Source organism: Citrobacter sp. S46_ASV_140, assembly GCF_018919545.1.
GTDB classification, from domain to species: Bacteria; Pseudomonadota; Gammaproteobacteria; order Enterobacterales; family Enterobacteriaceae; genus Citrobacter; species Citrobacter braakii.
The window spans coordinates 22528-36317 of sequence record NZ_JAHLRC010000008.1 but is presented as its reverse complement, the minus strand read 5'-3'; the positions used below and the strand labels follow the sequence as shown (position 1 = coordinate 36317).

At 52.1% G+C, this 13790-nt stretch carries 15 protein-coding genes and 1 pseudogene; 11 read left to right on the top strand and 5 right to left on the bottom strand.

The window, feature by feature from the left end; translation table 11 throughout:
• The first annotated feature begins 1 nt into the window (after position 1).
• From KQJ19_RS04260 to tusE, 3 genes are all read left to right on the top strand, one after another.
• A complete protein-coding gene (locus KQJ19_RS04260; protein WP_216403370.1) occupies positions 2-1159 on the top strand; it encodes a CfaE/CblD family pilus tip adhesin in 1158 nt (385 codons plus the stop codon).
• Positions 1160-1169: 10 nt separating this feature from the next.
• Positions 1170-1721, top strand: coding sequence for a LuxR C-terminal-related transcriptional regulator (locus KQJ19_RS04255; protein WP_016152494.1), 552 nt, complete (start codon positions 1170-1172; stop codon positions 1719-1721).
• Positions 1722-1790: 69 nt separating this feature from the next.
• Positions 1791-2120 carry a sulfurtransferase TusE gene (tusE, locus tag KQJ19_RS04250; RefSeq protein WP_016152493.1) on the top strand — a complete coding sequence of 110 codons (330 nt, stop codon included), beginning with the start codon at positions 1791-1793 and terminating at the stop codon, positions 2118-2120.
• On the opposite strand, the gene yccX is transcribed toward tusE, so the two are convergent.
• Both yccX and KQJ19_RS23935 read right to left on the bottom strand, forming a co-directional pair.
• Positions 2117-2398 carry an acylphosphatase gene (yccX, locus tag KQJ19_RS04245; protein ID WP_016152492.1) on the bottom strand — a complete coding sequence of 94 codons (282 nt, stop codon included), beginning with the start codon at positions 2396-2398 and terminating at the stop codon, positions 2117-2119. The two genes, tusE and yccX, sit on opposite strands and share 4 nt — an antisense overlap.
• Positions 2397-2579 (bottom strand): annotated as a pseudogene (locus KQJ19_RS23935) (hypothetical protein); the annotation flags it as partial. The gene yccX and the pseudogene KQJ19_RS23935, both read right to left, overlap by 2 nt.
• A gap of 113 nt (positions 2580-2692) precedes the next feature.
• On the opposite strand from KQJ19_RS23935, the gene rlmI reads away from it, so the two are divergent.
• Both rlmI and hspQ read left to right on the top strand, forming a co-directional pair.
• A complete protein-coding gene (rlmI, locus tag KQJ19_RS04240; RefSeq protein ID WP_049283229.1) occupies positions 2693-3904 on the top strand; it encodes a 23S rRNA (cytosine(1962)-C(5))-methyltransferase RlmI in 1212 nt (403 codons plus the stop codon).
• Between the two features lie 57 nt (positions 3905-3961).
• Entirely contained in the window at positions 3962-4279 is a 318-nt protein-coding gene (gene hspQ, locus KQJ19_RS04235) for a heat shock protein HspQ (RefSeq protein WP_016152490.1), read from the top strand.
• Between the two features lie 67 nt (positions 4280-4346).
• Here hspQ and KQJ19_RS04230 read toward each other — a convergent pair whose 3' ends face one another.
• On the bottom strand, positions 4347-4760 hold the full coding sequence (locus KQJ19_RS04230; RefSeq protein WP_016152489.1) for a CoA-binding protein: 414 nt from the start codon (positions 4758-4760) through the stop codon (positions 4347-4349).
• Positions 4761-4931: 171 nt separating this feature from the next.
• Here KQJ19_RS04230 and KQJ19_RS04225 point away from each other — a divergent pair, with 171 nt between their 5' ends.
• Positions 4932-5594: a DUF2057 family protein gene (locus KQJ19_RS04225; RefSeq protein WP_016152488.1), complete on the top strand. Its 663-nt coding sequence runs from the start codon at positions 4932-4934 to the stop codon at positions 5592-5594.
• Between the two features lie 93 nt (positions 5595-5687).
• A complete protein-coding gene (mgsA, locus tag KQJ19_RS04220; RefSeq protein ID WP_016152487.1) occupies positions 5688-6146 on the top strand; it encodes a methylglyoxal synthase in 459 nt (152 codons plus the stop codon).
• A gap of 32 nt (positions 6147-6178) precedes the next feature.
• On the opposite strand, the gene helD is transcribed toward mgsA, so the two are convergent.
• Positions 6179-8233, bottom strand: a complete 2055-nt coding sequence (gene helD / locus KQJ19_RS04215; protein ID WP_216403369.1) for a DNA helicase IV — start codon at positions 8231-8233, stop codon at positions 6179-6181.
• Between the two features lie 125 nt (positions 8234-8358).
• On the opposite strand from helD, the gene KQJ19_RS04210 reads away from it, so the two are divergent.
• The gene (locus KQJ19_RS04210) at positions 8359-8805 is read left to right on the top strand and encodes a YccF domain-containing protein (RefSeq protein WP_016152485.1); all 447 of its coding nucleotides are present in this window, start codon (positions 8359-8361) and stop codon (positions 8803-8805) included.
• A gap of 18 nt (positions 8806-8823) precedes the next feature.
• Positions 8824-10977, top strand: coding sequence for a YccS family putative transporter (yccS, locus tag KQJ19_RS04205; protein WP_016152484.1), 2154 nt, complete (start codon positions 8824-8826; stop codon positions 10975-10977).
• Here the strand turns inward: yccS and KQJ19_RS04200 are convergent.
• Positions 10955-11569, bottom strand: a complete 615-nt coding sequence (locus tag KQJ19_RS04200) for a TfoX/Sxy family DNA transformation protein (RefSeq protein ID WP_216403368.1) — start codon at positions 11567-11569, stop codon at positions 10955-10957. The two genes, yccS and KQJ19_RS04200, sit on opposite strands and share 23 nt — an antisense overlap.
• Before the next feature lie 216 nt (positions 11570-11785).
• On the opposite strand from KQJ19_RS04200, the gene sulA reads away from it, so the two are divergent.
• Together sulA and ompA are read left to right on the top strand one after the other, a co-directional pair.
• On the top strand, positions 11786-12295 hold the full coding sequence (sulA, locus tag KQJ19_RS04195) for an SOS-induced cell division inhibitor SulA (protein WP_032931135.1): 510 nt from the start codon (positions 11786-11788) through the stop codon (positions 12293-12295).
• 357 nt (positions 12296-12652) lie between these two features.
• On the top strand, positions 12653-13711 hold the full coding sequence (ompA, locus tag KQJ19_RS04190) for a porin OmpA (protein ID WP_047501143.1): 1059 nt from the start codon (positions 12653-12655) through the stop codon (positions 13709-13711).
• The last annotated feature ends 79 nt before the right edge of the window (positions 13712-13790 follow it).

Here is a 13790-nt window from a genome sequence, read left to right as displayed (position 1 = left end):
TGTGAACAAGCACTTAATTATTTTACTTTTTTTAAGCCTGTGGGCGGGCCAGACCCAGGCAGCGGCCCCTGCCGGAAGAAACACCAGCGTCGATATCAGTTTCGATCGCATGGCCCCCCCCGCGCGCTTTGATATCTGGGTTCATGAACCGAGCGGCTATGATGTCGCCGATCCGCAAAAGTGGGGACGTAATACTCTGACGTGTCTGTCCCGTACCGACTCCGCAGTTGGCGCCTGCATGACCGCCCCGGCCTGGTTCACGGCGAACCCGGGGACACCTTATGCCATCAATTTACGTTTTACGCATGCCCTTACCAGCAAAACGGTGGATCTTAAGGTCTATGGCGACCACTACATGTTTTTCAATAATAAAGTCTTTACCTATCCCAGTTTTATCACGGGAGGGACAGAGATTGTTGCAAACTGGACCAGAGAACCCTACTTCGATTTCTATATCGTGAAAAGCGAACTGGAAAAGCTCGCTCTGCCGGGTATCTGGACCGCAACGCTGAAGCAGAACCTGCGTCAATGGGATAGTGGCAACTGCGGCGGGAACTTCGCTGACCCCAATACCGGATGTCCAGGCTATCGCGCCATTGCTAGCTGGCAGGCCACGATGCGCATTGAGGTTGTCGATCCGGGTAATCAGCAGATTTATCTGCCGGCATTTCCGCACTCAACGCCTATCGTTAACCTCAACCTGACCAACTTCCCGGGGCGGCCGGGTGGCAGTGAAATCCAGGGTGAAAACACGCTGGATATGTGCCTGTACGACGGCAAAAACAGTACCAGCACCCGCACTTATCTTCGGTTTGAAGACGACGGACTCCCCTCAACGGACCGTGCTGAAGAGGCATTTTCAATCCGGCGACGCGGCGGAAGTCAGACCGATGCGCGGGATCGTCTCGACTATCAGGTTTTCGTCACTAATCCCGTCACGGGCGCAACCGAAACCGTCGCCAACGGTAAAACCCTGGTATGGCAAGGCACCAACGATCCGCAGCATCTGCGTCAGGTCGTCCTGCCCGGCGGACGTGAGAGCGTACTGTGCGTACCTGCCCCTATTGTTCTGAAAACCCCAGCGTTTGCAGCCAGCAGTAAAAACGCCGGGGATTACACCGGCACGCTACGCATCATCTACACACCCAGTACGTTATAAAGAGGCCGCCGTGAATTACGTCATTCTTGATAATAATCGTTTTTATGCCGAAGGGTTGCGCTACGCCCTTCTGCGCCGTAACGCTCACACTCAAGTTGAGAGCGGCGCGTTACAGTGGCACCGTTCGCTGTTGGCCTGCGACACCCTCGTTGTGCGTTGCCGCTTTTCCGTCGCGAGGACGCATCTGGCGCTGGTCGACATTCTGCTTCAACTGGAGGCCAGGCGCTGGGAGGGAACGGTTTATCTGGTGTGCAATGAAAAAGGCTGGGCACTGGCCACGCATTTACGAAAGCGTTTTGCCACGCTGACCTTACATATCATTGATGACAGAATTGCCGTCGTGGATGCGGCGTATCTGCTTGCTAAAGAGCCCCGTCGGGTACGCAGTCTGAATTGCTGCCTGACTGGCATGGAGTTCAATGTTCTCGACAGGCTGGTTAACGGTCAATCGGTAAAACATGTTGCGCATATGACGCAGATTAGCGAAAAACAGGTTTCGACGTATAAATGCAACGCGCTGAAGAAGCTTAATGCCAACAATCTGCTACAGCTACTTCTGTAGGTCGAGGTTTCTCACACCGCCCCTTATTTGCTAAACTAAGGGCGGTTTTTACTTTATCGACAGAGCACTATGTTCATTTTTGCAGGCCATGAAATTGAGACCGATAGCGAAGGCTATCTGAAAGACACCACGCAATGGAGCGAGCCGCTGGCGGAGAAAATCGCCGAAAACGAAGGTATCGTTCTCTCCCCCGAACACTGGGAAGTGGTGCGTTTCGTTCGCGAGTTTTATCTGGAGTTTAATACCTCCCCCGCTATCCGCATGCTGGTAAAAGCGATGGCCAACAAGTTTGGCGAAGAAAAAGGCAACAGCCGTTATCTCTATCGCCTGTTTCCGAAAGGCCCAGCTAAGCAGGCAACTAAAATTGCCGGCCTGCCGAAACCGGTGAAATGTATTTAATAGCGGATACTAAATCCCTTTAGCTCGTCGCCAGGGCGGTGCGGTTCGCTGAGAACCCGATCAACCCTGGCGCTGCGCGGTCCCCCGGCTTTCAACCACTTCATCAGTTGTTCCACCCGCTCGCTTTCACCACAGGCGACAACTTCTACGCTGCCGTCATCCATATTCTTAGCATAGCCGGTCAACCCCAGCCGTTGCGCTTCATGCTGGGTGGTGTAGCGAAATCCTACCCCCTGAACCCGGCCATAGACCCAGGCGATGATGCAGACTTTCGACATTGCGGTTCTCCTTATCAACATAAATGAAAGAACAGGTACCGATGGACAGATGACCGGCAATCTCCTGAGCTGTCCATAGATTAGCAGGGGATAACTGAATAAGTTGTCGCACCTGTTCAGTGAGATTAAACCGTCGCTCGATAAGCAGAGGCCCCGCCATACCATCATGCAGTAGCGCCAGACGCTGATGATTGACCTCATCATCTGTGCTACTCTACGCGCCATTTTATTTTAATGGTTTCAGGTTGGTACTTTCATCCAACCCGCGTCACTGTTTGTGAGAGGTTGCTCCGCATGACTGAATCTACAATTCCACATTATCCTCGTTTAGTGTTAGCCAAGGGGCGCGAAAAATCATTACTTCGCCGCCATCCATGGGTATTTTCCGGTGCGGTCGCACGTATGGAAGGTAAAGCCAACCTCGGTGAAACCGTTGATATTGTTGACCACCAGGGGAAATGGATAGCGCGCGGTGCGTTCTCTCCGGCGTCGCAGATCCGTGCGCGCGTCTGGACCTTCGATAAGTCTGAATCCATCGACATTGATTTCTTTACCCGTCGTCTGCAGAAGGCGCTGACATGGCGTGACTGGCTGGCGAAAAAGGACGGTCTGGACAGCTACCGTCTGATCGCCGGAGAATCCGACGGCCTGCCGGGTGTCACTATTGACCGCTTCGGCAACTTCCTGGTATTGCAGTTGCTCAGCGCGGGGGCTGAATACCAACGCGCCGCGCTGATTAGTGCTCTGCAAATTGTTTTCCCGGACTGCGCTATTTATGACCGTAGCGATGTGGCCGTGCGTAAAAAAGAAGGTATGGCGCTGACCCAAGGGCCCGTCACGGGCGAACTGCCGCCTGCTCTGCTGCCTATCGAAGAACACGGGATGAAGCTGCTGGTTGATATTCAGCACGGTCACAAAACCGGCTATTACCTCGATCAACGCGATAGCCGCCTGGCGACGCGTCGTTATGTGGAAAACCAGCGTGTCCTGAACTGTTTCTCCTATACCGGCGGCTTTGCGGTCTCCGCATTAATGGGCGGATGCCGTCAGGTGGTCAGCGTCGACACCTCTCAGGAAGCACTCGATATTGCCCGCCAGAACGTGGAACTGAACAAGCTGGATCTGAGTAAAGCCGAGTTCGTGCGTGATGATGTGTTCAAACTGCTGCGCGCCTATCGCGATCGCGGAGAGAAATTTGATGTCATCGTGATGGATCCGCCGAAATTTGTCGAAAACAAAAGCCAGTTGATGGGCGCCTGCCGCGGTTATAAGGACATCAATATGCTGGCTATTCAGTTGCTGAACCCAGGCGGCGTACTGCTGACATTTTCCTGCTCCGGGCTGATGACGACCGATTTATTTCAGAAAATCATCGCTGATGCCGCAATAGATGCTGGTCGTGATGTACAATTTATAGAGCAGTTCCGTCAGGCCGCCGATCATCCGGTGATCGCTACCTACCCGGAAGGGCTGTATCTGAAAGGGTTTGCCTGTCGCATCATGTAACTTGAAAAGTGGAATATTACCCTTACATAGAGGGTATGTATTTCCCGGGAGGTGACTATGATTGCCAGCAAATTCGGTATCGGCCAGCAGGTCCGCCATTCCCTGTTAGGTTACCTCGGAGTGGTCGTGGATATCGACCCGGAATATTCGCTTGATGAGCCGTCAGCCGATGAGTTGGCGGTTAACAGCGAACTTCGCGCCGCTCCCTGGTATCACGTGGTGATGGAAGACGATAATGGTCTGCCAGTGCATACGTATCTGGCCGAAGCGCAACTGAGTAGCGAGCTACAGGAAGAACATCCGGAGCAACCGTCAATGGATGAACTGGCGCGCACAATCCGTAAACAGCTTCAGGCTCCACGCCTGCGTAATTGATAATAACACAGGCCCGATGGCGCTTCGCTTATCGGGCCTGTACGTTTCATCCGGCGACAGTCAAACTTTACTTCGCCAGTCCCAGTCGCGGGATCTCAATCGCCGGGCAACGATCCATCACCACCGTCAGCCCCGCATCACGCGCCAGCACGGCCGCCTGCTCGTTAATTACGCCAAGCTGCATCCATAGCGTCTTCGCGCCAATGGCGATAGCCTCCTGAGCGACGCCCCACGCCGCTTCAGAATTACGGAAGACATCGACCATATCCACTTTCTCTGGCACATCCGCCAGCGTTGCATAGCCCTGCTGCCCCAGTAGCATTTTTCCGGCAACCTTCGGTGAAACGGGAATAACGTGATAGCCCTGATCGAGTAAATACTTCATCACGCGATAGCTTGGGCGATCGGGTTTATCGCTTGCGCCAACCAGTGCAATCGTGCGGGTAGATGTCAAAATGCCAGCAATATCGGTCTCTTTCATCGTTTTCCTCCAGGCTGTTTAACAAAGTGTACGACAAACCTGCCCCCGCAACCATTCATCCCATACTGGCGTATGAGAGCTAAACTCAAAAATATGTCTATATGTTAGTAAACGTGATTATCGAAAAATTTAGATACATGTTTGCAGCTATTTTCTGGACAGGAGAAACCTATGAAAGCCGGCATTGTGACAGCCTTAATTGCCCTGTGTTTGCCGGTAACCGTTTTTGCTACCTCATTACGCCTGTCTAATGATATTGACCTTTTGGTGCTGGACGGAAAAAAAGTTTCCAGCTCATTACTGCGTGGCGCCGACAGTATCGAGCTGGAAAATGGTCGCCACCAGCTCGTATTTCGCGTAGAAAAAACCATTCGCTTGTCCAGCCACGAAGAACGTCTGTATATTTCGCCTCCGCTGGTCATCAGCTTTGATACCCAACTCGTCAGCCAGGTTAATTTTCACCTCCCGCGTCTGAACAATGAGCGGGACACAGCGCATTTTGATGACGCTCCACGCGTGGAATTGCTGGATGGGGACTCCATGCCTATCCCCGTCAAGCTGGATATTCTGTCAATCACATCCACAGCGAAAATCGTGAATTATGAAATGGAAACTGAACGCTATAACAAAGCGGCTAAACATGCGTCATTACCGCAGTTTGCTACGATGATGGCCGATGACAGCTCGCTGCTTTCCGGGGTATCTGAACTGGATCGCGTGCCGCCTCAGTCGCAAACGCTGACCGAACAGCGCTTAAAATATTGGTACCAACAGGCCGACGCACAAACGCGAAGTAACTTTTTGCAATGGGCTCAGAAACAGCCTCCTTCATGACATTTATGTTCGCATACGCATTTTTTTTGTCTTTCTCTTGCAGCGTCAAGAGCTTCCAGTACTCTGTAACCAGGTTAACTTGGGAGCTGTACTATGGAATTAACAACTCGCACATTGCCAGCGCGTAAACATATTGCGCTGGTTGCACACGATCACTGTAAAAAGATGTTGATGAGCTGGGTGGAACGCCACCAGCCGTTGCTGGAAAAGCACGTTCTGTACGCCACAGGAACAACGGGAAACTTAATCCAACGCGCGACGGGAATGGACGTCAACGCCATGCTGAGCGGTCCGATGGGGGGTGACCAGCAGGTGGGCGCGCTGATTTCAGAAGGGAAAATTGATGTGCTGATTTTCTTCTGGGACCCGCTGAACGCCGTACCTCACGATCCTGATGTCAAAGCCCTGCTGCGTCTGGCGACGGTATGGAACATTCCGGTTGCCACCAACGTGTCGACCGCCGATTTTATTATCCAGTCGCCAAACTTCAACGATGCAACGGACATCTTGATCCCAGATTACGCCCGCTATCTGGCAGAGCGCCTCAAATAAACGCCGGGCAGGCGGCAATTGCCGCCTGCTATTCAGGGTTTTCTTGCTACCGGAACATCCAGTTGTTTAAGCTCATCCACAAAGCACGACGGTGTTTCTTTATTAAACAGCAGCCATACCCGATGCCGTGCACGCGTTAGCGCCACATACAGCAAGCGTCTCTCTTCAGCATCCGGGAAATCCTCCACCACCGGAAGCAACGCCTCTTCCATAATCGACTCGCGGGCCGGGGCGGGAAAACCATCATTCCCATCATGAAGCCCCACAACAATAACGTAATCTGCCTGCTGTCCTTTACTGGCATGGATCGTCATGAAATCCAGCTGTAGCTTAGGCCAACGGGTGGCAGCTTTCTCCAGACTGGCAGGTTTCAGATGATGGTATCGCGCCAGCACAAGAATTCTCTCTTCTGCCTTCACAAATCCCGACAGCTTATCCAGTAGCAGATCCAACTGACTTTCATCGAGCAACGTGACGGCTTTTTTATCGCCTGCCATCAGACTGTTGAGCGGTTTCGTAAGCTGATGAGGGTTTTGCTGGATAAACTGGTTTGCAACTTCACCAATGCGGCTATTAAAACGGTAAGTCGTATCCAGATTACAACGGTCGCCCTCACCGAAGTTTTGCTGGAATGCGGTGGTCAACGAAAGCTGTGCTCCGCTAAACCGGTAAATTGCCTGCCAGTCATCCCCTACGGCGAACAGCGTAGTGTGTGAGTTTTGCTTGCGCAGTGCGGCTAACAGGGCGGCACGCTGAGGAGAAATGTCCTGAAATTCGTCGACCAGAATGTGTTTCCACGGACTGATAAACCGGCCTTTTTCCAGAATGACAATAGCCTGATGAATCAACCCGGAAAAATCGACGGCATTCTCATCCTTCAGGGCGCCCTTCCAGGCCTTGAGCAGGGGAGACATCAGCTTAATGCGTTTACTGAACAGATCGCGAATCTCCTCCGGAGCATTGGCGATCATCTCCGCCTGCGCTCCGCCATGCATACGCATCAGGCTAACCCAACGATCCAACCGGGAAGCCAGCCGGCGCTGTAATTTTTCGTCATCCCAGAAGTTACCTTCGGGTACAGACCACTGCATCTCTTCTTCTAACCATTGCCGCCAGCCTTTGGCCTGTGCCTTTTTCTCACTGCACTGCTGACGCCAGGTCGTGATAAAAAGTTTGCTGCGCGCGGCAACATCATTTTCCAGCTTGCTAACCGTCGGGACTTTTTTGCTCCCCTGCGAAATAATGTGCAACGCCAGTGAATGAAACGTCCTCGCGGTGATCTCTTCCGTATGCAGACGTTCACGGATGCGATCGTCCATCTCCTGGGCCGCTTTGCGTCCAAACGCCAGCAGCAGGATTTGTTCGGCCGCCGCTTCCCCTCGCGCAAGTAGCCAGCCCGCACGGGCGACCAATACGGATGTTTTGCCGCTTCCGGCCCCCGCAAGAACCAGTAATGATTGTTCGCCGTTCACCACCGCCCGCGCCTGGGCCGGATTCAGCGGCGAGGACTCAATTTGCTGGAAAAAATCGGCATGTTCTTCCAGCATGGCATCGGTATACGCCTGGTTGTGCTGTAAGCGACAAGCTTCAATGTCCTTCAACCATGCCTGACATTGACGTAACGCCTCACGGCAATTTTCAAATTCTTCCAGCCGGTTGATCGGGAGCGGCAATGCGGCAAAGGCGCGGCGGATCTGCTGCTGTAGTCCTGACGTCTGTTCGCGCGTCAGCCATTTATTCTCACTGGTGCGGGTGGCGATCGCCTCCAACTGCTGCTGTAAAACTCCCGCAGCGACGTCGCTCATTTCCTGACTCCACTGCTGCCAGAGCGAATTCAAATGGTGATGGAAGCGCTGGGTTTCTGCCCATTCAGTACCGTGAAGACGTACTACCTTATCATCCGGGAGCACAAACTCCAGCTCACCCCATACCAGGCCGCGTTTACAATGAATAGCCAGTAACTGATTGAAGGGAATAAGATACTCGTGACGATCGCCGGAAACCTTAATCCCGGCATTGAGAATAACGGCCCGATCGTAAGGGTGTTGTGCCAGACGTTTTCCAAGAGAAGTTGCTTTCAGTTCCATAAGACTCAAGCGGATCCACACGAAGAGGTTTGCTTATCAGTGTAACCGCCAGAGAAAACGTGCTCCAGCCCAAAAAAACGTTACAATTGCCGAATTCACAGAAAACCAGAGTTAACCGAGGGTTTATGCGTACTGTTCTGAATATTTTAAATTTTGTGCTCGGGGGATTCGCCACCACCTTAGCCTGGTTACTGGCTACGCTGGTCAGTATTGTGCTGATTTTTACTCTCCCCCTGACCCGCTCATGCTGGGAAATTACCCGACTCTCGCTGTTTCCCTACGGTAACGAAGCGATTCATGTCGATGAGCTTAATCCAGCGGGCAAAAACGTCCTGTTGAATACCGGAGGCACCGTGCTCAATATTTTCTGGCTGATTTTCTTCGGCTGGTGGTTGTGCCTGATGCACATTGTCTCCGGTATTGCCCAGTGCATTACGATTATTGGTATCCCGGTTGGCATTGCGAATTTCAAAATCGCGGCGATTGCACTGTGGCCGGTGGGTCGCCGGGTAGTGTCAGTTGAAGTTGCTCGCGCAGCGCGTGAAGCCAACGCGCGTCGTCGCTTCGAATAATCAGGACCGATGGCCTTTATGTTAAGTCCTCTGCTCAAACGCTATACCTGGAACAGCACCTGGCTGTACTACGTGCGGATTTTTATCGCGCTTTGCGGCACAACAGCGCTGCCCTGGTGGCTGGGTGACGTTAAGCTGACCATCCCGCTCACGCTGGGTATGGTCGCAGCCGCGCTTACTGACCTGGACGATCGTCTTGCAGGTCGCCTGCGCAATTTGATCATCACGCTGGTGTGCTTTTTCATTGCCTCGGCCTCGGTCGAACTGCTCTTCCCATGGCCATGGCTGTTTGCCCTTGGGTTAACGCTCTCCACCAGCGGCTTTATACTGCTGGGGGGATTAGGGCAGCGCTATGCAACCATCGCCTTTGGCGCGTTGCTGATCGCCATTTACACGATGCTCGGCACCTCGCTTTACGATCAGTGGTATCAGCAACCGATCCTGCTGCTCGCGGGCGCCATTTGGTACAACCTGTTAACCCTGACCGGACATCTTCTGTTCCCTATTCGCCCCTTGCAGGACAATCTGGCGCGTAGCTATGAACAGTTAGCGCACTATCTGGAACTGAAATCGCGTCTTTTTGATCCCGACATAGAAGATGAAAGCCAGGCGCCGCTGTATGATTTGGCTCTTGCGAATGGGCAACTGATGGCGACCCTAAACCAGACAAAGGTGTCACTGCTGACCCGCCTGCGCGGCGACCGCGGACAGCGAGGAACACGTCGCACGCTACATTACTATTTTGTGGCGCAGGATATTCACGAACGCGCAAGCTCCTCGCATATTCAATATCAAACGCTGCGCGACCATTTCCGCCACAGCGACGTGATGTTCCGCTTCCAGCGCCTGATGTCGATGCAGGGGCAAGCGTGTTCGCAACTGTCTCGCTGTATTTTATTACGCACGCCTTATCAGCACGATCCGCACTTTGAGCGCGTCTTCACCCATATTGATGCTGCACTTGAGCGCATGCGCGCGAGTGGTGAGCCTGCCGACCTGCTCAACACGTTGGGATTTTTGCTGTCAAACCTGCGGGCCATTGATGCCCAGTTGGCTACCATTGAGTCCGAACAGGCTCAGGTACTTTCGCGCAATGAGTCTGAAAATCAGCTTGCCGATGACAGCCCGCATGGGTTCAGTGATATCTGGTTGCGTCTGAGCCGTAATTTCACGCCTGAGTCCGCCCTGTTTCGTCATGCTGTTCGCATGTCGCTGGTGCTCTGCGTCGGCTATGCCATTATCCAGATAACCGGAATGAACCACGGGTACTGGATCCTGTTGACCAGTCTGTTTGTCTGCCAGCCAAACTACAACGCCACCCGACATCGTCTGGCACTAAGGATAATCGGCACATTAGTCGGGATCGCTATTGGGTTACCGATCCTGTGGTTTGTACCTTCTCTCGAAGGGCAATTGATCCTTCTGGTGATCACCGGCGTGTTGTTTTTTGCCTTTCGTAACGTCCAGTACGCGCATGCCACCATGTTTATCACGCTGCTGGTGCTGCTGTGCTTTAACCTGCTCGGTGAAGGTTTTGAAGTTGCACTTCCGCGCGTCATCGATACGTTGATCGGCTGTGCCATCGCCTGGGCTGCTGTCAGCTTTATCTGGCCAGACTGGCGTTTTCGGAATCTGCCGCGAGTGATTGAACGGGCCACTGACGCTAACTGTCGTTATCTTGATGCTATTCTCGAACAATATCATCAGGGGCGTGATAATCGTCTGGCATACCGTATCGCCCGCCGTGACGCGCACAATCGTGATGCGGAACTTGCTTCGGTGGTGTCGAACATGTCGAGTGAACCGGATGTCACGGCCCAAACACGCGAAACGGCGTTCCGCTTGCTGTGTCTTAACCATACGTTTACCAGCTATATTTCCGCCCTCGGCGCACATCGCGAGCAGTTAACCAATCCTGACGTCCTGGCATTGCTGGATGATGCCGTCTGCTATGTAGATGATGCGCTTCACCATCAACCTGCTGATGAGCAGCGCGTATACCAGGCGCTGGAAGATCTGAAGCAGCGAATTCAGCATCTCGAGCCTCGTCCGGACAGTAAAGAGCCGCTGGTCGTACAGCAAGTTGGGTTACTGATTGCCCTGCTCCCGGAGATTCGGCGATTACAGCAACAAATTGCTGTGCTGCCATCTAATACCCCGGTTCCGGCGTAAGAGAACTCACCCACTCCACCAGCTCCTGGCGACGCGTCGCCGGGAGCGCGGCTTCATGCACCCCGTCAACCGCCCCTTCAAGGGCATAGAGTATTTTTACCGTTAAGGCAGGGTTATTTTGCCGAAGTTTCAACCAGCACATCTGAGCTCCCAGCGATCGCAATGTCCCCTCATCCTTAATTCCTGCTTCATTTAGCAAGGTCTCGAGATGAAACGTCATATTCGGTAATTCCCGCAGGCGATGTTGTGCAAAGCGACTCTGTTTTTCCTTAACGGCTGCATCGAGTGAAAATTGTGATAGCGACACTAACTGCTGCTGGTTCTGCCACAGGGTATCGTTCACCTGGTAATAATTGAGTACAACCGGACGCCCGCGCTTGATAAATGTTAGCCAGACAGGAGAATTGTTTACACAGTAATGGGCGCTCTGCTCACAGGCGCGAAGATATAACTCACCGCTGGCAACCATGGCAAAGACCGTATCACCAACCGTCAGACTATAGCTGCCAAACAGTGAGCGGTAGTGAATTGTTCCCAGAGAAGCCAGATATTCTTGTGATTTATAGATTCTTGCATAAGACTTTTCTTTCATAAAAATCCTTTTAAATCATAACGTAAGCAAATAATTTGCAGTAGCAGATCCGTTAATGACGAAAATAGGCAACTTATGCGTATGGGGCAAGATGAATTTTATTTTTCCCGTGATGATGACTAAAAATTGCGAACCTGTTTCCGAAAATAAGGTTGATCTTTATTGATGGCGGGGTTACTGTATATCCATACAGTAACTCACAGGGCTGGATTGATTATGTACACTTCAGGTTATGCAAATCGTTCTTCGTCGTTCTCTTCCGCATCGAGCAGCATTGCGCGCGTTTCAGCAGAGAACGCTACCGCTGGGCTTATCAGTGAAGTGGTCTATCGCGAGGACCAGCCCATGATGACGCAGCTCCTGCTGCTTCCCCTGCTGCAACAGTTAGGGCAACAATCACGCTGGCAGCTGTGGCTGACGCCTCAGCAAAAATTAAGCCGTGAGTGGGTGCAGTCGGCCGGGCTTCCATTGACCAAAGTCATGCAAATCAGCCAGCTCTCCCCCTGCAATACGCTGGAATCGATGGTTCGTGCGCTGCGCACGGGTAACTACAGCGTCGTCATCGGCTGGTTGACGGAAGAATTAACCGAAGATGAACATGCCGAGCTGGTAAAAGCGGCAGATGAAGGTAATGCGATGGGATTTATCATGCGTCCTGTTCGCGCTCAGACACTTGCGGGGAGACAGCATTCCGGGCTAAAAATTCACTCGAATTTGTATCATTGAGTAAAATTAGGAATTATCCTGGAATTTTTTTTCATGTTTTAATTTGCCATTGAGCTGTAACGCGTTTTCCGGCTGAAGGCCTGTCTGAAGCGGTTTTCAGGAAATCCTCAGTACATTTATTCATCTATAAATGTTAAATAATGTGTACACAAGCCTTTTTTTTTCATATGCCTGACGGACTTCACACTTGTAAGTTTTCAACTACGTTGTAGACTTTACATCGCCAGGGGTGCTCGGCATAAGCCGCAGATATCGGTAGAGTAACTATTGAACTGGTCCCCGGGTGAAGGATTTAACCGTGTTATCTCTCTTCGGAGATATTCATGGCGAATTTTGGATGATAACGAGGCGCAAAAAATGAAAAAGACAGCTATCGCAATTGCAGTGGCACTGGCTGGTTTCGCTACCGTGGCGCAGGCCGCTCCGAAAGATAACACCTGGTACACTGGTGCTAAACTGGGCTGGTCTCAGTACCATGATATTGGCAACAACCAGATCAACAACTCCGGTCCTACCCACGAAAGCCAACTGGGTGCTGGTGCGTTCGGTGGTTATCAGGTTAACCCGTACGTTGGTTTCGAAATGGGTTACGACTGGTTAGGTCGTATGCCGTACAAAGGCGCCACCGATACTACCCACAATAATGGCGCTTTCAAAGCTCAGGGCGTTCAGCTGACCGCTAAACTGGGTTACCCAATCACTGACGATCTGGACGTTTATACCCGTCTGGGTGGTATGGTTTGGCGTGCAGACGCTAAAAACAACCAAGGCTTCAAAGACCACGACACTGGTGTTTCCCCAGTATTCGCAGGTGGCGTAGAGTATGCAATTACTCCTGAAATCGCTACCCGTCTGGAATACCAGTGGACCAACAACATCGGTGACGCGAACACCGTTGGCGGTCGTCCGGATAACGGTCTGTTGAGCGTTGGTGTTTCCTACCGTTTCGGTCAGCAGGAAGAAGCAGCTCCAGTAGTTGTTGCTCCGGCTCCGGCTCCGGAAGTACAGACCAAACACTTCACTCTGAAGTCTGACGTTCTGTTCAACTTCAACAAAGCAACTCTGAAACCAGAAGGCCAGCAGGCTCTGGATCAGATGTACAGCCAGCTGAGCAACCTGGATCCGAAAGACGGTTCCGTAGTGGTTCTGGGCTTCACTGACCGCATCGGTTCTGACGCTTACAACCAGGGTCTGTCCGAGAAACGTGCTCAGTCCGTTGTTGATTACCTGATCTCTAAAGGTATTCCTTCTGACAAAATCTCTGCACGTGGCATGGGCGAATCCAACCCGGTTACTGGCAACACCTGTGACAACGTGAAAGCTCGCGCTGCACTGATCGACTGCCTGGCTCCGGATCGTCGTGTTGAGATCGAAGTTAAAGGTATCAAAGACGTTGTAACTCAGCCTCAGGCTTAAGTTATCGTCTTATAAAAAAACCCCGCTTTGCGGGGTTTTTTTTCACTTTTTTATCAATCAAAGCACGCCTGTACACAAC

Bases quoted from the DNA above. Each gene is read 5' to 3' on its own strand.
- tusE (WP_016152493.1), top strand. From the start codon at position 1,791: ATGTTCATTTTTGCAGGCCATGAAATTGAGACCGATAGCGAAGGCTAT.
- yccX (WP_016152492.1), bottom strand. From the start codon at position 2,398: ATGTCGAAAGTCTGCATCATCGCCTGGGTCTATGGCCGGGTTCAGGGG.
- rlmI (WP_049283229.1), top strand. From the start codon at position 2,693: ATGACTGAATCTACAATTCCACATTATCCTCGTTTAGTGTTAGCCAAG.
- hspQ (WP_016152490.1), top strand. From the start codon at position 3,962: ATGATTGCCAGCAAATTCGGTATCGGCCAGCAGGTCCGCCATTCCCTG.
- KQJ19_RS04230 (WP_016152489.1), bottom strand. From the start codon at position 4,760: ATGAAAGAGACCGATATTGCTGGCATTTTGACATCTACCCGCACGATT.
- KQJ19_RS04225 (WP_016152488.1), top strand. From the start codon at position 4,932: ATGAAAGCCGGCATTGTGACAGCCTTAATTGCCCTGTGTTTGCCGGTA.
- mgsA (WP_016152487.1), top strand. From the start codon at position 5,688: ATGGAATTAACAACTCGCACATTGCCAGCGCGTAAACATATTGCGCTG.
- helD (WP_216403369.1), bottom strand. From the start codon at position 8,233: ATGGAACTGAAAGCAACTTCTCTTGGAAAACGTCTGGCACAACACCCT.
- KQJ19_RS04210 (WP_016152485.1), top strand. From the start codon at position 8,359: ATGCGTACTGTTCTGAATATTTTAAATTTTGTGCTCGGGGGATTCGCC.
- yccS (WP_016152484.1), top strand. From the start codon at position 8,824: ATGTTAAGTCCTCTGCTCAAACGCTATACCTGGAACAGCACCTGGCTG.
- KQJ19_RS04200 (WP_216403368.1), bottom strand. From the start codon at position 11,569: ATGAAAGAAAAGTCTTATGCAAGAATCTATAAATCACAAGAATATCTG.
- sulA (WP_032931135.1), top strand. From the start codon at position 11,786: ATGTACACTTCAGGTTATGCAAATCGTTCTTCGTCGTTCTCTTCCGCA.
- ompA (WP_047501143.1), top strand. From the start codon at position 12,653: ATGAAAAAGACAGCTATCGCAATTGCAGTGGCACTGGCTGGTTTCGCT.